The organism is Deinococcus aerius, assembly GCF_002897375.1.
Classification (GTDB): domain Bacteria; phylum Deinococcota; class Deinococci; order Deinococcales; family Deinococcaceae; genus Deinococcus; species Deinococcus aerius.
This window is the reverse complement of sequence record NZ_BFAG01000010.1, coordinates 82,383-100,833: the sequence shown is the minus strand read 5'-3', so window position 1 is coordinate 100,833 and position 18,451 is coordinate 82,383. Positions and strand designations below refer to the sequence as shown.

Annotated in this window: 14 protein-coding genes; 2 read left to right on the top strand and 12 right to left on the bottom strand. The window is 71.0% G+C overall.

Annotation, left to right across the window (positions count from 1 at the left end; all coding sequences use genetic code 11):
* Positions 1-6: 6 nt before the first annotated feature.
* From DAERI_RS14165 to DAERI_RS14110, 12 genes are all read right to left on the bottom strand, one after another.
* Positions 7-1,146 carry an MFS transporter gene (locus tag DAERI_RS14165; protein WP_103130081.1) on the bottom strand — a complete coding sequence of 380 codons (1,140 nt, stop codon included), beginning with the start codon at positions 1,144-1,146 and terminating at the stop codon, positions 7-9.
* Positions 1,147-1,911 (bottom strand): sugar phosphate isomerase/epimerase family protein, encoded by a 765-nt coding sequence (locus DAERI_RS14160; protein WP_103130080.1) that lies wholly within the window; start codon positions 1,909-1,911, stop codon positions 1,147-1,149.
* Positions 1,908-3,002: a Gfo/Idh/MocA family protein gene (locus tag DAERI_RS14155; RefSeq protein WP_103130079.1), complete on the bottom strand. Its 1,095-nt coding sequence runs from the start codon at positions 3,000-3,002 to the stop codon at positions 1,908-1,910. Before DAERI_RS14155 ends, DAERI_RS14160 begins: the two co-directional genes overlap by 4 nt.
* A gap of 60 nt (positions 3,003-3,062) precedes the next feature.
* A complete protein-coding gene (locus tag DAERI_RS14150) occupies positions 3,063-5,192 on the bottom strand; it encodes a glycoside hydrolase family 3 N-terminal domain-containing protein (protein WP_103130078.1) in 2,130 nt (709 codons plus the stop codon).
* A gap of 7 nt (positions 5,193-5,199) precedes the next feature.
* Positions 5,200-7,059: a glycoside hydrolase family 3 protein gene (locus tag DAERI_RS14145; RefSeq protein WP_103130077.1), complete on the bottom strand. Its 1,860-nt coding sequence runs from the start codon at positions 7,057-7,059 to the stop codon at positions 5,200-5,202.
* A 191-nt stretch (positions 7,060-7,250) separates the two neighbouring features.
* Entirely contained in the window at positions 7,251-8,591 is a 1,341-nt protein-coding gene (locus tag DAERI_RS14140) for a GH1 family beta-glucosidase (protein ID WP_103130076.1), read from the bottom strand.
* Between the two features lie 30 nt (positions 8,592-8,621).
* Complete coding sequence (locus tag DAERI_RS14135) at positions 8,622-9,887, bottom strand: glycoside hydrolase family protein (RefSeq protein WP_235610400.1); 1,266 nt, start codon at positions 9,885-9,887, stop codon at positions 8,622-8,624.
* Positions 9,884-10,756 (bottom strand): carbohydrate ABC transporter permease, encoded by an 873-nt coding sequence (locus tag DAERI_RS14130; protein ID WP_103130074.1) that lies wholly within the window; start codon positions 10,754-10,756, stop codon positions 9,884-9,886. The genes DAERI_RS14135 and DAERI_RS14130 overlap by 4 nt, the downstream gene beginning before the upstream one ends.
* Positions 10,757-10,780: 24 nt before the next feature.
* Positions 10,781-11,761, bottom strand: coding sequence for a carbohydrate ABC transporter permease (locus DAERI_RS14125; RefSeq protein ID WP_103130073.1), 981 nt, complete (start codon positions 11,759-11,761; stop codon positions 10,781-10,783).
* Positions 11,762-11,818: 57 nt separating this feature from the next.
* Entirely contained in the window at positions 11,819-13,069 is a 1,251-nt protein-coding gene (locus tag DAERI_RS14120) for an ABC transporter substrate-binding protein (protein WP_103130072.1), read from the bottom strand.
* A 90-nt stretch (positions 13,070-13,159) separates the two neighbouring features.
* Positions 13,160-14,164, bottom strand: a complete 1,005-nt coding sequence (locus tag DAERI_RS14115) for a LacI family DNA-binding transcriptional regulator (protein WP_103130071.1) — start codon at positions 14,162-14,164, stop codon at positions 13,160-13,162.
* A 266-nt stretch (positions 14,165-14,430) separates the two neighbouring features.
* Positions 14,431-15,660 carry a beta-ketoacyl-[acyl-carrier-protein] synthase family protein gene (locus DAERI_RS14110; RefSeq protein WP_103130070.1) on the bottom strand — a complete coding sequence of 410 codons (1,230 nt, stop codon included), beginning with the start codon at positions 15,658-15,660 and terminating at the stop codon, positions 14,431-14,433.
* Positions 15,661-15,815: 155 nt separating this feature from the next.
* Between DAERI_RS14110 and DAERI_RS14105 the strand changes: the two genes are divergently transcribed.
* Positions 15,816-17,069, top strand: coding sequence for an MFS transporter (locus DAERI_RS14105; protein ID WP_103130069.1), 1,254 nt, complete (start codon positions 15,816-15,818; stop codon positions 17,067-17,069).
* A gap of 555 nt (positions 17,070-17,624) precedes the next feature.
* Complete coding sequence (locus DAERI_RS14100; RefSeq protein ID WP_103130068.1) at positions 17,625-18,422, top strand: WecB/TagA/CpsF family glycosyltransferase; 798 nt, start codon at positions 17,625-17,627, stop codon at positions 18,420-18,422.
* The last annotated feature ends 29 nt before the right edge of the window (positions 18,423-18,451 follow it).

Sequence of the window (18,451 nt, the reverse complement as noted above, 5' to 3'; positions counted from 1 at the left end):
GGGGCGTCAGGGCCGCAACGCCCGGCGCAGCCCGAGGGCGACGGCGAGGCACAGCAGGGTGACCCCGAGCAGCGTGACGGGGATGGCGGTGGGGCCGTACATGTCCTTGAAGGCGCCCACGACCGGCGAGAACAGCACCGGGCCGAGAAACGCGCTGGCGAAGACGAGGGTGGTGGCCCCGCCGCCGGGGACCGTGCGGGCCAGCCACACCAGCCCGGTGGTGAACACGGGCGCGAGGAACAGCCCGGTCAGGGTGTAGGCCACCGGCGCGGCGGCGGGCACGCAGGCGAGGGCGAGGCTCGCGGCGGCGAGGAGGAGCGCGAGGACCACGAGCCGGGCGGGCTCCAGCCGCAGGGCCAGCGCCGCCGAGACCACGCGCCCGAGGGTGAAGCTCACCCAGAAGAGCGCGGTGATGGACGCCGCGCCCCCCGTCGAGAGGTCCAGGACGCCCTGTAGATGCGTGACCTCCCAGGCGCCGACGCCGCCCTCCACGCCGACGTACGTGAGGAAGAGGCCCACGAAGCCGAGCAGCAGGGCGCGGGACCGCCCGGTGAAGGTGGCGGTGGGGGCGACTTCCCCGCTGGCCCCCCGCAGGGTGAACATCAGGGGCAGCAGCAGGGCCGCGAGGGCCGCGCAGCCCAGCAGGGGCAGGTGGAAGTCGCCGCCCGCCAGGCCCACCGCCAGCGGCGCGAGGACGGCCCCCACCCCGAAGCTCGCGCTGAGCAGGTTGAGCATGGAGGCGCTGCGCTCGCCGTAGGCGGTGGAGAGCCACACGTTGGTGGTGAGGTCGAGCACGCCGAAGCCCAAGCCGAGCAGCCCCGACGCGGCGAGCGCGAGCCCGAAGGTGGGGGCGAGGACGAGCCCCAGGCACCCGGCGGCGAGCAGCCCCAGGGCCAGCGCCGCGCGCCGGGGCGGCGGCCAGGACCGGGAGAGCGTCCCGGCGAGCAGCACGCCCGCGAAGGCCCCCGCCGAGTTGAGGCTCAGGAGCAGCGAGGCCCCCTTGCCGCTCAGGTGGAACTGCTCGCTGAGGGTCGGCAGCGCGGGACCCAGCATGGGATAGAGCAGCCCCAGCAGCAGGAAGTTGCCGAGACCGGCGGCGGCCAACCTGCGCGGCGGGAGGAGGGCGGCGGCCCGGGTCGGCGTCACCTAGGTGGCGGCGCCCAGCGCCCGTTGCAGCCAGCGGGCGTTGGCCGACGCGCTCACCATCGGGTCCCGCTGGCACTCGTCCTGCTCGGCGATCAGCCACTGCACCCCCGCCCCCGGCGCCGCGGCGAGCAGGCCGGTCAGGTCCACCTCCCCCTGGCCGAGTTCGACCGTCTCGCGCGCCCCGGTCACGTCCTTGACGTGCAGGAGGGGCACCCGGCCCGCGTACTGGTGGAGATAGGCGACCGGGTCCACCCCGCCCGCGTGCGCCCAGGCCGCGTCGAGTTCCATCAGGACGGTCGGGGCCCGGGCGAAGAGGCGATCGAGCGCGGAGTCGTCCCCGTGGCGGGCCTCGAACTCGAAGACGTGGTTGTGGTAGGCGAACCGCAGGCCCTGCGCCTCGGCCCCGCGCGCCCACCCCTCCAGCCGGGCGGCGAACTCGTCCCAGCGCCCGGCGTCGTGCGCGACCGCCGGGTCGATCCAGGGGCAGACGGCGTAGCTCGCCCCGACCTCCCGCACCCCGGCGAGCGTGCCCTCGAAGTCGTTCTCCAGGGCCGCGGCGCCCACGTGGCAGGCCACCGCGCTCAGGCCCTCGCCGTCCAGCACCTCGCGCACCTGGCGCGGGGGTAGGCCGCCGAAGCCCGCGAACTCCACCCCGCGGTAGCCCATCGCGGCGACCTGGCGCAGCACGCCGAGAATGTCCTGCGCCACAGCGTCCCGCACCGTGTACAGTTGCAGCGCCACCCGTTCGGACAGGTCACCCGTCATCGCAACACCTCCTCGCCCGCGGCCACGGGCAGCGCCTCCGGCCTTCCGGGCCGGGACTCGATCTCGATATGGCGCCCCGCCTCGGAGGCGTGCAGGGTCGCGTGCATGATCTCCAGCACGTGCAGGGCGAGGTCGCCGCTCGCCCGGTGGGGCCGCCCGCTCCCCAGGGCCGTCACCATGTCGGCGAGCCCGATGCCCCGGCTGTTCTCCGCGAAGGGGTGGGTCAGGGGGAGGGTTTCCCAGTCGTCCTCCAGCATGCGCCGGACCCTCACCGGGCCGCCGAAGGTGTTCGGGTCGGGGAGGCTGAGGGTGCCCTCGGTCCCGTAGATCTCGATGCGGGGCACGTCGGCGGCCCAGACATCGAAGCTGGTGACGAGGGTGGCGACGGGACCGGCCTCGAAGTCGAGGACGCTCGCCACGTGGGTCGGCGTGTTCACCGGAATCCGCCGCCCGCCCGGTTCCGTCCCCGCCACCCGCTCGGGCAGGGAGGCGCGGGCCGAGGACGTGACGCGGCGCACCGGGCCGAGCATGTTCACCAGGGCGGTGAGGTAGTACGGCCCCATGTCGAACATCGGCCCCGCGCCGGGCTGATAGAAGAAGTCGGGGTTGGGGTGCCAGCGTTCCGGGCCGTGACTCATCATGAAGGCGGTCGCGGCGACGGGCTCGCCGATCAGGCCGTCGTCGAGGGCCTTGCGGGCGGTTTGCAAGCCTGCCCCCAGGAACGTGTCGGGCGCACAGCCCACCCGCAGGCCCCGTTCCGTAGCCAGGTCGAGCACCCGCCGCCCGGCCTCCAGATCGGTGGCGAGGGGCTTTTCGGAGTACACGTGCTTGCCCGCCCCCAGCGCGGCGAGCGACACGTCCGCGTGCGCGGCGGGGACGGTCAGGTTGAGGACCACGTCTACATCTTCAGAGGAGAGCAACTCGTCGAGCGGCAGAGCGCGGGGAATGCCGAACTCCTCCGCCCGGGAGCGCGCCCGGTCGAGGTCGAGGTCGCTGATCGCGGTGACCTCCAGCGCGGAGAACTTGGAGGGGGCCTGGAGGTAGATCGGGCTGATGTTCCCGGCACCGACGACGCCGACACGGAGTTTCATGGGGTCACGCTCCCTGGAGAGAGGAGGAAAGGAGACGGGGCCAGCGTACAGGGTTTGGCCTCACGGCTGCTCGGTGGTCGTCTGGAGGGCCCCGACGCGGATCTCCGCCCCGCCCGCCGGGAACAGGCCCCGGGGCAGGGACAGGGAGACGTTGCGCGCCTCGCCGGGCCCGAGGACGACCCGCCCGAAGGCGGCGAGTTTCAGGGGGGAAGCGGCGCCCGCTGGCCGCGCGAACGCGAGGACCGTGTGCGCTCCGGCGACCTTTCCGATGTTCGTCACGTTGACCGTGATGCTGTCGCCCGTCGCCCGAAGCCCGCTGTACGAGAAGGTCGTGTAGCTCAGGCCGTATCCGAAGGGGTAGAGCGGCGTGCCCCCGGGGAAGGGCTCGTCATACGTTCCGGGCACCTGGGTGGCGGAGCGGGGCCAGGTGAAGGGCAGGCGGCCACTCGGGTTGGTGTTGCCGTACAGCACGTCGGCAATCGCCCGCCCCCCCTCGCTGCCCGGCAGGTAGGCCATCACGAGGGCGGCGAGGCGGGTGCGGACATTCTCGGGCAGGACGAGGGGCCGCCCGGCGAGGAGGACGGCCACGACGGGCTTCCCGGTCGCCACCGCGGCCCGCAGCAGGGCGAGGTCGGTGTCCGGCAGGGCCAACCCCGGATTGTCCGCTTCGCCCTCCGCGTGGGGCGGTTCGCCCACGACGACGACGAGGGTGTCCACAGAGGGCTTGGCGGGGACAGTGGGGCTGTAGGCGAGGCTCGTTCCAGGTGGCACGACCGCTTTCATGCCGTCCAGCACCGTGATCGCCCGGGTGCTCTCCCCTTCCGGCAGCCCCTGCCAGCCCACCGTCCAGCCGCCGAGTTGCGAGCGGGGATCGCGGGCCCTCTCCCCTACCACGAGGACGTTTTTCACCGTCTTTCCGAGCGGGAGCGTCCGGCCATCCGTGGCGAGCAACGTGACCGACTCGCGCGCGGCCCGCAGGGCGAGGTCCCGCCCGGCGGTGACGGCCGCCTCCGCCCCGGCGGGGTCCACGTACGGCCGCTCGAACAGGCCGAGTCTGAACTTGAGGTTCAGCACGCGCCCGGCGGCCTCGTCGATGCGCGAGACCGGCACCTCGCCCGCCCGCACGAGGTCGAGGACCGCCCCGGTGAAGCCCCGCGCGTCATGGGGGACCATCGACACGTCCACGCCCGCCGTCAGCGCCAGACGCACCGCGTCCCGGTACGTCGGCGCCACCTTGTAGACGGTCTGGAGCCGGGTTACGTCCTCCCAGTCGGAGATCGTGACGCCGGTGAAACCGAGGTTCTTTCGCAGCACGTCCGTCAGCAGCTTCCCTGAGGCGTGGCCGGGAACGCCATTCACCGAGCCGCTGTTCACCATGACCGCTGCCACCCCCGCTGCCAACCCCGCCTGGAAGGGGGGCAGGTGGACCGCGCGCAGCTCCGCGTCCGTGAGGCGCGCGTCGGCCCGGTCCTTCCCGCCGATTGGCGCCCCGTACCCGGCGAAGTGCTTGAGGGTGGCGGCGACCGCGTTCGGGCCGAGCGTGTCCCCCTGCTGCCCGCGCACGTTCTCGGCGACCATGCTGGAGGCGAGGAGGGGGTCCTCGCCCCAGGTCTCGTAGAAGCGGCCCCAGCGGGGGTCACGGCCCAGGTCGGCGTCCGGGGAGAAGTTCCAGGTGATCCCGGTGGCCCGCAGCGCCCGCGCCGTGACCTCGCCGATCCGGCGGGCAAGCGGGGGGTCGAAGGTGGCGCCCAGGCCCAGGTTGTGGGGGAAGATCGTCGCGCCGACGACGTTGTTGTGCCCGTGAACGGCGTCCACCCCGTACAGGATGGGGATCTTCAGGCGGGAGTGCTCGATGGCGTAACGCTGGAGGTCGTTCGTCATCCGCGCCCACGCCGCGGGGGTGTTGGGCACGGGGGCATTGCCGCCGCCACTGAGCAGGGATCCGACATGCTGCCGCGCGAGGACGTTCTCCATCCACTCGGGATTGAGGGGGCCGCGGTCCCACTCGCCCTGGCCCATCAGGCGCAGCACGTCGATCTGCGCGAGTTGCCCGACCTTCTCCTCCAGCGTCATGCGGCCCAGCAGGTCCGCCACGCGGCGCTCGGCGGGCAGGCTGGGGTCGAGGTAGGGCGCGGGTTGGGCGGAGGCGGGGGCCGTGAGGAGCAGGGCGGTCAGGAGGGTTTTATGCATGCGCTTCCTAAGGGGTTGGGGAGAGGGGGGTCGGCTCCCGGGACGCCGGGGTGAGCCCCGCCCCAATCTGCCAGAGGGTCCGGCTCGTCGGCGTGCGGGCGAGGTCCGCCTGCGAGAGCGGCCAGGCGAAGCCCAGGCGACCGGTGAAGGGCGCGGCGCCGCACAGCACCTCGGCCACGCCGTCCCCCTCGGTGCCGGGGAGCCAGGCGGCGACAAAGGCGTCCCACCCGGGCACCTGCTCGGTGACCACCAGGGGGCGGCCGGAGAGGAGCACGACCACCAGCCGGTCACACTGCCGCCGGACGCGGGCGAGGAGCGCGAGGTGCTTCGGGGTCAGCCGCAGTTCCCGGCGGTCCCCCATGCCCTCGGCGTATGGTTCCTCGGCAAGGACGGCCAGGCCGACCGGGTAGCGGCTGTTCGTGTCTCCATCGGGGACGAAGTGAACCCGGGCGGGGTGACCGAACTGGCGGCGCAGGCCCTCCAGGATGGTGGTGCCGGGCGTGACCGCGCCGTGCCCGCCCATCCAGGTGATCGTCCAGCCGCCGCACTGCGCGCCGAGGTCGTCCGCCGCCTCCCCCGCGACGAGCAGGGCGGGCAGGTCCGGGGACAGGGGGAGGACGTTCCCCTCGTTCTTGAGGAGGACCAGGGACTTGCGAACGGCCTCCCGGGCGAGGGCGCGGTGTTCGGGGCAGCCGACCAGGGAGAGCAGCGCCTCGTCGGTATAGGGCCGCTCGAAGAGGCCCAGCGCCGCCTTGGCGGTCAGGATGCGGCGCACGGCGTCGTCGATGCGGGCCCCGCTCACCCGCCCGGCCTCCACCTCCGCGCGCAGGGTGCGGATGAAGCGTTCGGGGTCGAAGGGCACCATCACCATATCCACGCCCGCATTGACCGCGTCGGCCACGCAGCGGGGGTAGTCGCCGGGGTGGATCTGGTCGATGGCCTCCCAGTCGGAGACCACGAAGCCCTGGAACCCCAGCTCGCCCTTGAGCACGCCACTCAGCAGGTAGCGGTGAGCGTGCATCCTGAGCCCCCGCCAGGAGCTGTAGGACGCCATGACGTTGAGCGCCCCCGCCTCGATAGCGGCCCCGTACGGCGGGAGGTGAATAGCGCGCAGGGTCGCCTCGTCGATCGGGCTGTCCCCCTGGTCGATCTGCCAGGCACCCAGCCGCCGCAGCTTGGTCAGGCTCTCCCCCGTCCGGGCCAGGGCGAGCGTCTGGTCGAACATCATCCCCAGCTCGTTCACCCGCTTGGAGGTGCCGAAGGCGGTCGCCCCGTCCGCCACGTAATGCTTGACGCTGGGAAGCACCGAGGTCGGGCTGTCCCAGCGATCACCGCGCAGCCCCTCGACGTAGGCGGTGGCGAGTTCGGTCACGAGCGCCGGGTCTTGGCTGTAGCCCTCGTAGGTGCGGCCCCAGCGCAGGTCCTGCGGAATGCTGACCGCCGGGGCGAAGTCCCAGCGGACATTCGTGGCCGCGACCTCCAGCGCCGTCGCCCGGCCGATGCGGCGCACGAGGGCAGGGTCCCGGGTCGCCCCCAGCCCGATGTTGTGCGGGAAGATGGTCGCCCCGAGAACGTTGTTGTGCCCGTGAACGGCGTCCACCCCATAGAGCAGCGGAATCCCCACCGGCGAGGCCAGCGACTCGCGGATGAACTCCCCGACCATCGCGCGCCACGCTTCCGGCGTGTTCGGCTTCGGGCTCCCCCCGCCCCCGCTGAGCACCGAGCCCAGGCCCAACCGGGCCACGTCGCCGCGCCGCACGCTGTTCTTCTCGGCCTGGGTCATCTGCCCGATCTTCTCGCCCAGCGTCATCTCGCCGAGGAGGCGCTCGATCAGGGCACGGTGCTCTTGGCTCAGGGGGTGGGTCATGCGGGTCTCCTTGGGGACGCGGGCTGGAGGGGGACCTTCCAACCCGGCCCGGCGCGGCATACGGATTCCGGCCATTCCGTTCTCCTCTGGGAAAGCGCCGAAGGAGAACTCCATTCTGGAATCCGTATCCTTTCCTTCTCCCTCCGGTCGGGTTGAATAGTTCTTTCAGAACTATTCAACCGGAACTTGTCTCAGTCGGTGGCGGGCAGGAGTACACCTTCGGGCTGCCCGGTGAGGAGTCCCTGATACCACAGCGCGCTGTCCTTGGGCACCCGGCGCTGCGAGGCATAGTCCACGTACACCAGCCCGAAGCGGCGGCTGTACCCCCAGGCCCACTCGAAGTTGTCCAGCAGGCTCCAGGCGAAGTAGCCGCGCACGTCCACGCCGTGCCGCACGGCCTGCGCCACGGCCTCCAGGTGCGACTCGAAGTACCGGATGCGCTCCGGGTCGTGAACACGGTCCCCCGTGAGTTCATCGGGATACGCGGCCCCGTTCTCGGTGATGAAGAGCGGTGGCGCGGCGTAGTCCTCCTTCAGCCGCACGAGCAGGTCCGTCAGCCCCTGGGGGTACACCTCCCAGCCCATGTGGGTGTAGGCCGAGTCGGGAGGCCGCACGCTGCCATTCGCGCTGTTCACGCCCCGGCTGTAGTAGTTCACGCCCAGGAAGTCGAGGGGCCGCGCGATGCAGGCGAGGTCGCCGGGCTGCACCTCGGGCACGTCCGCGCCGTAGGCCTCCCAGATGTCCTGCGGGTACTCGCCCCTGAAGAGGGGATCGAGGAACCAGCGGTTGAAGGTCCCGTCCGCGTGGTGGGCGGCGGCCACGTCCTCCGGCTTCTCGGACGCGGGGTACGTGGGCTGAAGGTTGAGGACGATGCCGAGTTCGGCGTCGCGTAGGGCGTCGCGCATCGCCGCCACCGCCTCCCCGTGCCCCACGAGCAGATGGTGGGCGGCGGCGAGGGCGAGCTTGCGGTTTCGCAACCCCGGCGCATGTTCCCCGATCTGGTAGCTGAGGATGGAGGAGCACCACGGCTCGTTCAGGGTGGCGTAGCTCGTCACCCGGTCCCCCAGCCGCTCGGCGACGAGGCGCGCGTACTCGGCGAAGCGGTGGGCGGTGTCGCGGTTCGCCCAGCCGCCCGCGTCCTGCAACGTCTGCGGCAGGTCCCAGTGGTAGAGCGTGGCGTAGGGCTTCAGGCCCCGCTCCAGCATCCCGTCCACCAGGCGGTCGTAGAAGTCGAGCCCCCTGGGGTTGACGGCCCCCCTGCCCTCCGGCTGGATGCGCGGCCAGGCGATGGAAAAGCGGTAGGCGTCGGCGCCGAGGCTCTGGATCAGGTCGAGGTCCTCCGCCCAGCGGTGGTAGTGGTCGCACGCCGCGTCGCCGTTCGTGCCGTCGAGGATACGGCCCGGCTCGCGGCAGAAGGTGTCCCAGATGGAGGGGCCGCGCCCGTCTTCCCGGGTGGCCCCCTCGATCTGGAAGGAGGACGTGGCGACGCCGAACACGAATCGGTCGGGGAAATCCTTGCGGGTGATGGTCATGGAGCAGGTCCTCGGCTGAATGGAATGTGATTAGGGCAGGCGCTTGTAGACGAGCCGGGTGAGGGACCGTCCGGGGAGGTCGAGGGTGGGACCGAGCTTGAGACGAATGAAGTCCGCCTCGTCCTGCACGGTCTGCTCGGTAAAGGTCTTGGCGCCGATCAGGGTGTAACCGGGCATGTTGGTCGTGAGCTGATGGGCTTCCGTCGCCGTGTTCGTCACCAGCAGGGTGCGGAGGGGGCCGTCCTCGGAAAGATGTGGCCACAGGGCGGGGTCGCTGGACTGCACGGGCAGGGCGGTGCCCCGGAAGTGCTTGAGTTGCTGGAAGGCGTAAAGCGTGGGGCGCGGAACGCCCGCCAGGTCCACCAGGCCATGATTCCCCGCCGCGACGATGGCAAAGTAGCTCGTGACGTTCACCCCCGCCTCCGCGAGCCGCAGGTCGGCCTCGGCGGCCCACAGCGCCCCCACCTGATCGGCGAGGTGCCGGGGGCGGTCGCTGCGCCAGGACAGGCTGTACTCGGTGACGCCGAGCCTGATGTCGCGCGTGTGCCCGAGGGGATTGCGGTCCGGGTCGCGCAGCACGTCACGCACGAAGCCCACGTGCTGGGTCACGCTCGGCGCCGTCGCCAGCGCCTCCTCGTCCGTGGCCGTGCCGTCCGTCGGGTACTCGTGCCAGGTCAGGAGGTCCACCACGTCCCCGCAGGCTTTGACGAAGCCTTCGAGAAACGTCATCGCGGGACCCGTGCCCTTGGAGACAGCGGGTCCGGCGAACTTCGCCCCCGGGTCTACCCCCAGGATGGCCCCGCGTTGGGCGCGGAAGGTCTGGCAGTACCGCTCCGGCGTCCAGCTCGGGTCGCCCCGGTTGGTCGCGTAGAGGTCGGGCTCGTTGCCGATCTCCCAGTAGGTGACATTGAGGCCTAGGGCTTTGGCATCACGAGCAGCTTGAGCCGCGTCCTCGGGACGATTGCGGGCGTCCGAACGGGTGGCGAACACCCGGGTCTGAACGATGGCGGCGGTATTCCCGCCCGTCAGCCCCAGGTTCGCTTTGAAGTACGCCAGCGCCTTGTCGGTCAGGTCGTTCTCGTCCCCCACGTTCCCGCCCGGAAAGCGCAGGGAGGTGGGGGCGACGGAACGCACCGCGTCCACGGCCTCCGCGAGCGGCATCTGCCAGCTCGTGTTGAAGCCGTTCACGGCGAGGGGGGCGATGGGGGTGCCCGGACCCGCAACAGTCAGCGTGGCGGGGGCGGCGGAAGCGGTGGCGCTCAGGAGGAGGGGGAGCAGGAACCGCCGCACCCTCATCCCTTCAAGGACCCGGAGGTGAGCCCCTCGATCAGTTGCCGCGAGAAGAAGACGAACACGATCAGCAGGGGCAGCACGGTCAGGGCCACACCGCACATCAGGGCGCCCCAGTCGGTGTTGGCGATGCCCTGGAGGCTGCGGAGGGCCAGCGGCGCCGTGTACGTCTCGGCGGTGCGGAAGATGATCAGCGGCCCCACGAAGGAGTTCCACGAGTTCACGAACGTCACCAGGCCGAGGGTGGCGAGAGCGGGTCCGCACAGCGGGAGGATGATCTTCCGGTAGATGCCGAACTCGCTCGCCCCGTCGATGCGCGCGGCCTCCACGAGTTCCTTGGGAATCGCGCTCCCGATGTACTGCCGCATGAGGAAGATGCCGAAGGCACTCGCCATCCCGGGCACCCACAGGGCGCGCGGCGTGTTGATCCAGCCCAGCGCCTGCATGATGAGCGCGAAGGGCACGATATTCAGCGCGCTGGGGATCAGCAGCGTGGCGAGCACCACCCCGAACAGCCCCTCGCGGAAGCGGAAGTTGTACATGGCGAACGCAAACCCTGCCAGCGAGCAGAAGAAGAGCGTGGTGACGGTGCTCATGAGCGCCAGGTACAGGCTGTTCCAGAGGTTGCGCCAGAAGGGCAGGCGTTCGAGCAGGCTGTCGTAGTTGCGCCCCGCCGCCTCCCCGAACCACGTGGGCGGCGGAATCTGGAAGATCTCGGCGCGGGTGTGGGTGGCGAAGACGAACATGAAGTAGAAGGGCGCGACGGTCAGCAGGGCGCCCAGGAAGAGCAGGGCGACGGCGGCCCAGCGGCTGAGGGGCCGGACCGTGCCGCGCGGGCGGGTGGGGGCCTTCACGGTGGGGGCGAGGGTCGCCACGTCAGTTCCTTTCGGGGAGGCGCATCAGTCGGCCCTCGCCAGGCCGCTGCGGCCGAAGATGCGGTTGTTCACCAGGGTCAGCACGCCGATCACGATGAAGAGCAGCCACGACATCGCCGCCGCCAGCCCCGCGTCGCCGTAGAAGTTGTACGTGCGGTACATGTACATCACGGTCGTCAGGCCCATGTTCCCGATGCCGCCCGAGTCGCCCGTCAGGATGTACGGCTCCTCGAACAGTTGCAGGTTCCCGATCAGGGTCAGCGTGACTGCCACGAACATGATCGGGCGCAGCAGCGGCAGCGTGATGAAGCGAAACTGCTGCCAGGTCGTCGCGCCGTCCACGCTGGCCGCCTCGTACAGATCCTTCGGGATGCTCTGGAGACCCGAGAGGTACAGCACGACGTTCCACCCGACGTACCGCCACACCACGACGGTGGCGACGGCGGGCTGCACGAAGTTGCGGTTCCCGAGCCAGTTGATCTTCTCCTCCGGGAAGAGGCCGCCGATCACGGGCAGGTTGTGCAGGCTGGTCAGGACCGCGTTCACCACCCCGTACTGCCAGCTAAAGAGCGTGAAGAAGATGACCGTGATCGCCACGACGGACGTGATGTAGGGGGCGAAGTACAGGGCGGTCAGGATGCCCTGCATCCGCCTCAGGCCCATGTGGATGGCGAACGCCAGCGGAATGGCGATCAGGTGCTGCGGGATGCCCGACTCCAGCCCGATGACGATGGTGTTCCTCAGCGACTGCCAGAAGGTGGGGTCGGTGAGGTTGTCGGTGAAGTTGCGCCAGCCCACGAGCTTCATGTCGCCCAGCCCGGCGGCGGGCTGCCACGAGTGGAAGGCCAGGTACAGCGAGAACACGATGGGAAACAGGCCGAAGATGGCGAACAGGATGAAAAACGGGCTGATGAAGATGTAGGGCGCGTACCGCCGCTGAAAGTTGTCCCAGCGGGCGCGCGGGGTCAGGCGGGGGCGTGCCGAGGTGGGCAGGGGCGCTTGCAAGGCCGGGCTCCTTCTTCAAAAAGGGGGCCGCGTGGTGGCGACCCCCGGGAACGGCCCTCAGCGGGCGCGGCGCTGGATCAGTCCCTGCGCGTCGGTGAGCGCCTGCTGCACGGTCTTGGAGCCGTCGAGCACCGCACTCAGCGAGTCGTTCACGATCTGCTCGGCGACCGGGTCGAGGCGGTTCACGTCGATGGGCTTGATCTTCAGCGCGGCCTGGCGCCACAGGATGCGGGCCTTCTGGTTCGCGAGGTACGGCACGCCCTCGTTGAAGAGCGGCGCGTTCTGCGCGGCGAGGAGCGCGGGGAACGCCCCCGTCGTCTTGAACGCCAGCACCTGCTGGTCGGGGTTGGTGGTGAGGTACTTGATGAGTTCCCAGGCCTCGGCCTTGTTCTTGCTCTGGGCGGGAATGCCGTAGAAGGAGCCGCCGTACGAGGTGAAGGTGTTGCCGGGAAGCTGGGCGGCGTTCCACTTGCCCGCGTAGTCCTTGGCGAGCCAGTTCTGCATGTGCCCCACAAGCCAAGCGCCGCTCACCTCAGTGGCGAAGTTGCCCTTCTGGAAGCCGGTGGTCCAGTCGGCGCTGAAGGCAGCCCCCACCTTGCCGTCGAGTTTCGCGTCGCGGATCTGCTTGGCGACGGTGAAGGCGCGCACGAAGCGGGGGTTGTTCGGGCCGACCAGGACCTTGTTGTTCTTGTCGAAGTACAGCCCCTCGCCCGGCTGGAGCCCCGTGCGGATGATGATGGTGGCGACCTCCGAGGCGTCGGGGATCAGGAAGGTGCCGGGGTTGGCCGCCACGATCTTCTTGCCCGCCGCGATGTACGAGTCCCAGCTCTTGGTCAGGTCGATGGGCCGTACGCCCGCCTTCTTCAGGAAGTCGGTGCGGTAGTACATGCTGCCCGGCCCGATGTCGGTCGGGATGGCGACGATCCGCCCATCCTGGGTGGTCGCCTGCGGCATGGTGTAGGCGACGAAGCGCGACCGCAGGCTGCCCGCGTTGTAGGGCGCCTTGCTGAGGTCCACCAGCCCGCCCCCCTCCGCGAACTTGGCGATGTAGCCGAAGTCGATGGCCTCCACGTCGTTCGCGCCGGAGCCGGTGGAGAGCGCCGTGGTCAGCGCGTTGTGGTGGTCGGCGTAGGCGAGCGAGTTGATCTTGACCTCGATGTTGGGGTGCGTCTTGTAAAAGCCCGGCAGGGCGGCCTTCACCACGCTGTCGAGGTCCGGGAACACGCCGACCGTGATCGTCTTCTTGGTCTGGGCTCCGGCGACGCTGGCGACGAGGGCGAGGGTCAGGGCGGTCAGGGTCTTTTTCATACGGTCCTCCGGGGACGAAAAATGGTCTTTGAACTTGAAAACGCTTTCATTCGTGGCGGCAGGGCTCCTCCCGGCCCGGGGGCGGTTCTCCTACAGGCGGCGGCGGGCGGTGGACTCGCGGACGATCAGTTCAACGCCGAGGGGGGGCAGTTCGGGAGGCTCACCGCGCAGCAGCCCCAGGACGCAGGCGGCGGCGGCCACGCCCATCTCGTAAGTGGGTTGCCGGACGGTGGTGAGGGGGGGGGTGGTGTAGATCGAGCCCGGCAGGTCGTCGAAGCCCACGAGCGACACGTCCTCGGGCACGCGCAGGCCGCGGCGGTACAGGGCGAGGCGCGCCCCGTAGGCCATCTGGTCGTTCGCCGCGAAGATCGCCGTGAACATCCGCCGCCCCTCGATCAGCCGGGTCGCGGCCAGGAAGCCCGACTGCTCCAGGAAGTCTCCCTCCAGCACGAGGTCGGGGTCGAAGGGGAGCCCGGCGTCCTCCAGGGCGGCGCGGTACCCGGACAGGCGGTCCTGCGCGTCCCGGTGCGACGGCACCCCGGCGATGTGGGCGATGGCGCGGTGGCCAAGGTCGATCAGGTGGCGGGTGGCGGCATACGCCCCGCTGTGGTTGTCCAGCCGCAAGCACTGCGCTTCCAGCCCGGGCACACTGCGCCCCAGGGCGACGAGGGGCACCTGGCCCGCCACCTCGCGCAGCCGCTCGTCGGGAGCGACGCCGCCCAGCACGGCCATGCCGTCCACCCGGCGCGTGACCAGGAAATCGATGGCCTCCATCTCCTCCTGCGCCCGCCAGTGGCCGCTGATCACGACCGGGTGGTAGCCGCTGCGGGCGAGGCCCTGCTCCAGCCCCCGCAGCGTGTCGCCGTAGAAGGGGCTGGAGATGTCCTGGGTCAGGACGCCGACGCTCATGGTCCGGCCACTCGCCAGGCCGCGGGCAAGCACATTGGGCCGGTAGTTCAGCCGCGTCAGGGTGCGTTCGACCACCTCCCGCTTCTCGGCACTCACGTTCGCCGTGCCATTGAGAATCCGGGAGACCGTGCTGGCCGACACTCCGGCTGCACGCGCCACTTCCGCGAGCGTCACAGTAGGTTCCATATGTGCTTGGGAAGAGCATACGCATGTTCTGAAACCGCTGTCAATCACTTTCTGGGCTCTTGGAAGCAGCAGGCCAGGTAGAACGTTAAAAAAGGAGAGCCAGGGTCCCCTTCGACCTTACTGCTGAGAAATCGCTGTCACCACCAGACGGGCGCCCCTCCTTTCCGCCCCCGCGTGGGAGGAGGGTGCCCCTGCTTCCAAGACCTGGCAGGTTCCTCCTCACGGGGCGTCCGGGGACCAACTCTGGACCTGGCCCTCCGCTGCTGTCAGCCCGGCCTGTAGGCCCTCACCAGCAGGGCGGCGTTGCTGCCGCCGAAGGCGAAGGAGTTGCTGAGGGCGTACTCCACCCGGCACGGGCGGCAGCCCTCCGTCACGTAGTCCAGGTCGCACTCGGGGTCGGGCACCCGGCAGTTGAGGGTGGGCGGCACCACCTGGTCGCGCAGCGAGAGCACCACGCTGACGAGTTCCAGGGCGCCGCTCGCGCCCATCGCGTGGCCCAGCGCCGCCTTGTTGCCGACCACCGGGACGCGGGGCGCGCGCTCCCCCAGCACCTCCCGGATCGCCCGGGTCTCCGTCTTGTCGTTGAGGGGCGTGGCCGTGGCGTGGGCATTGACGTAATCCACCCGCCCGGGGTCCACCCCGGCTTGGCGCAGGGCCCGCCGCATGGCGAGGACCGGCCCCGCGGCCTCGGTCTGGGTGAGGTGGTGGGCGTCCGAGCTCGCGCCGTAGCCCACAAGTTCGGCCAGGATGGTCGCGCCGCGCGCCCGGGCCGAGCGTTCGGCCTCCAGCACCAGGATCCCGGCGCCCTCGCCCAGCACCAGGCCGCTGCGGTCGGCGCTGAAGGGGCGGCACGCCTCCTCCGCGGGACCCGCCCAGTCGGACAGCACCCGCAGGGCCCGCCACGCGCGCACGACGGCGGGGGAAAAGGGGCTGTCGGCCCCACCCGTGACGGCCACGGGCACCGCGCCGCTGGCAATCAGGCCGAAGGCGTGCCCGATGGAGTGGGCGGCCGACGCGCAGGCGGCGTCCACCGAGAGCAGCGGGCCCTGAAAGCCGTGGTGGATGGAGATGTTCGCGGCGGGCGCGACGTTCATGGACAGCGGGATGGTGAAGGGGCTAACCGACTCCTGGCGGTAAAAGGCCCTGAACGAGGCCTCGCTGGCGCTGTAGCCGCCGATGGAGCTGCCCACGATCACGGCGACCTCCTCCCGGTCCACGCCCGGCGCGTCCAGGCCCGCCCGGCGCACCGCCTCCCCGGCAGCCACGAGCGCCAGGCGCGAGGAGCGGCTCATGCGGCGCGCCGCCTTGGGGTCCAGGTGGGGCTCGAGGTCCTCGTCGGGCACCGTCGCGGCCACCCGCAGGCCCAGCGCCTCGGCCTCCGTGCCCTCCAGCCCCCGAACGCCCGTCTGTCCCGCGAGCAATCGGCGCCAGAACTCCCCGACCCCCGAACCCAGGGGACTGCATACCCCCACACCCGTCACCACCACACGTTCCATTCGCCGCTCCTCGCCCTATCCACGTTGCTGGGCCAAACGTCCCCGACCTGTTGACGACTCCCGCGACGATTTGCACTGCATGTGTACTGGTCCAACCATCATAAGCCGTGACTGCCGGAGGGCTCCTGCCTGCACCGGGCCGCTAGAGTGCGCCCATGTTGGCCCTCGCCAGGGACCCCGCCACCCGGGCCGTCCTGCAACTTCCCGAATTTCGCGCCATGCTGCTCGCCACCCTGTGCAGCACCCTGGCGGGCCGCGCAGTGGCGCTCACCGTCGCCTACCAGCTCTACCAGCTCACGAAAAACCCGCTCACGCTGGGCCTCCTGGGGCTGGTGGAGGCGATTCCGGCGCTCAGCCTGGCCCTCTTCGGCGGGGTGGTGGCCGACCGCAGCGACCGGCGCCGCATCCTGCTGACCACCACGACCGTCGAGGTCGGGTGCGCGCTGCTGTTTGCCGGGTACGCGCTGCTGGGGGCGGGGGTGGGCGTCTGGCCCATTCTGGCGCTGGTGTTCTGCCTGGGGCTGGCGCGCGGCTTTTCCGACCCGGCCCTCCCGGCCTTCGAGGCGCAGGTCGTGCCGCGCGAGTTGCTGCTGCGCGCCTCGGCGTGGCAGGCGAGCGTGTGGCAGGCGGCGGCCATCGCGGGCCCGGCGCTCGGCGGCGTGCTGTACGCGGCGCTGGGGGCGCGCGGGTCGTACCTCTTCGCCGCCGCGCTCTTCGGGGTGGCGCTGGGGTGCGTGGCCTTCATCCGGCCCAAGCCACGCCCCCAGTTTGTGCCCGGCGAGCCCGTATGGCAGAGCATCAAGGAGGGCTTGGCCTTCGTCCTGCGGCGGCAGGTCCTGGTGGGGAGCATGGCGCTCGACCTCTTCAGCGTGCTGTTCGGGGGCGCGGTGGCGCTGCTGCCAGTGTTCGCCTCGGACATCCTGCGGGTGGGGCCGACTGGATTGGGGGTGCTTGTCGCGGCGCCCAGCGTCGGGGCGCTCGCGGTGATGCTGTACGCCACCAGCCGCCCGCCAGGCAAGAATGCCGGGCGCACCCTGCTGGGGGCGGTGGCGGGCTTCGGGGTGTGCATGGTGGTCTTCGGGCTGTCGCGGAACCTCGTCCTCAGCGTGGCGGCGCTCGTGTTCGCGGGGCTGTTCGACGGCATCAGCATGGTCGTGCGCCGCGCCACCCTGCGCCTCAAGGCCCCCGACCACCTGCGCGGGCGGGTGAGTGCCGTCAGTTCCATGTTCATCGGGGCGAGCAACGAACTCGGCGCCTTCGAGAGCGGGGTGGCCGCCAGCCTGCTGGGCACCGCCCGCAGCGTGTGGCTCGGCGGCCTGGTCACGCTGCTCGTGGTGGGCGTGACCGCCTTCCTCGCCCCCGAGCTGCGCGCGATGGACCTCACCGACGTGGAGGGGGACGCGGGCTGAGGCGGGGCGCCACAGGACAGCGGTGGACACTGGAATGGGGGGACGGCGGCCCGCAATGCCGGGTCCAGCCCGGAGCCGGGATCGAGCGGCGCCCCGAAGCTCAGGACGGGCCGCGAGCATGGGCGGGGGACCGTTTCCGATGCGGCTCCCGGGCGGGAACGGTGGCCCTGGCGGCGAGCTGTTCGGCGGTCGGCATCATGTTCCCGGCCGGAGATGTGCCTCACCAGAGCGGATGGACAAGGGCGGTCGGCCCGGGCCTGCTGGCGCGGCGGCGCCCCGCACATGCCGGTACGCCACGGCCCGTCTGGGCACCCGTCAACGCAGCACCTGCACGATCAACAGGGTCAGGAGGACGATTCCGCAGGCCATGAGCGCCATCCAGAAGGCGTCGTGGCGCTTCAGATGCCAGACGTACCGCCGTACCCGAGATTTCATTCCCGAAAGATCGGCTCCGGGACGTTACCGGAACGTCTCCCGGTGGGGGCGGGCGGTGATGGGTGGGGGATTTCCAGCCATCCTCCCGCCCCCCGCCGCCGGGGTGCGTACACTGGCGTGATGATAGCCGAACTCCTCCCCACCCCCCTGCCGCGCCCGTCCGACCGGCCCTCTTCCCGCCCCATCCTGGGCACCCGGATCGACGCGACGAGCTACGCCCGGGCGACCGCCGACGTCCTCGCCTGGGCGCGGGCCGGGGGCTCCCGCCGAGTCCACGCCGCGAACGTCCACATGGTGATGGAGGGGGTGGACGACCCCGAGTTTCAGGCGGTCACGAACTCCGCCGATCTGGTCACGCCCGACGGGGTGCCGCTGGTCTGGGCCCTCAAGCTGCTGGGCGTTCCGGGCGCCGAGCGCGTCTATGGCCCCACGCTGACCCTGCACATCTGCGCGGCGGCAGCGAAAGCAGGGGTGCCCATCGGCCTGTACGGGGGCACCCCGCAGAGCCTGCACGACTTCAAGGCCTTCCTCCACCACGAGTTCCCCGGCATTCAGGTGGCCTGCGCCATCGCCCCGCCCTTCCGCCCCCTGACCCCCAAGGAGGACGCCGAGGATGTGCGGCAGATCCTGGCCTCGGGGGCCCGCATCCTCTTCGTGGGCATCGGCTGCCCCAAGCAGGAGTGGTGGATGTACCGCCACCACGGCGTGCTGCCCCTCACCATGCTCGGGGTGGGCGCGGCCTTCGACTTCCACTCGGGGCGGGTCCGGCAGGCGCCCGGGTTGATGCAGCGGCTGGGGCTGGAGTGGCTCTTCCGGCTGGCGATGGAGCCCCGGCGGCTGTGGAAGCGCTACGTCCGGCAAAACCCCCGCTTCGTGCTGATGTTCGCCCGGCAACTCCTGGGGGAACGCCCGGGCTGACGAGCAGGGCCGGCCCCCGGACCCTTCGC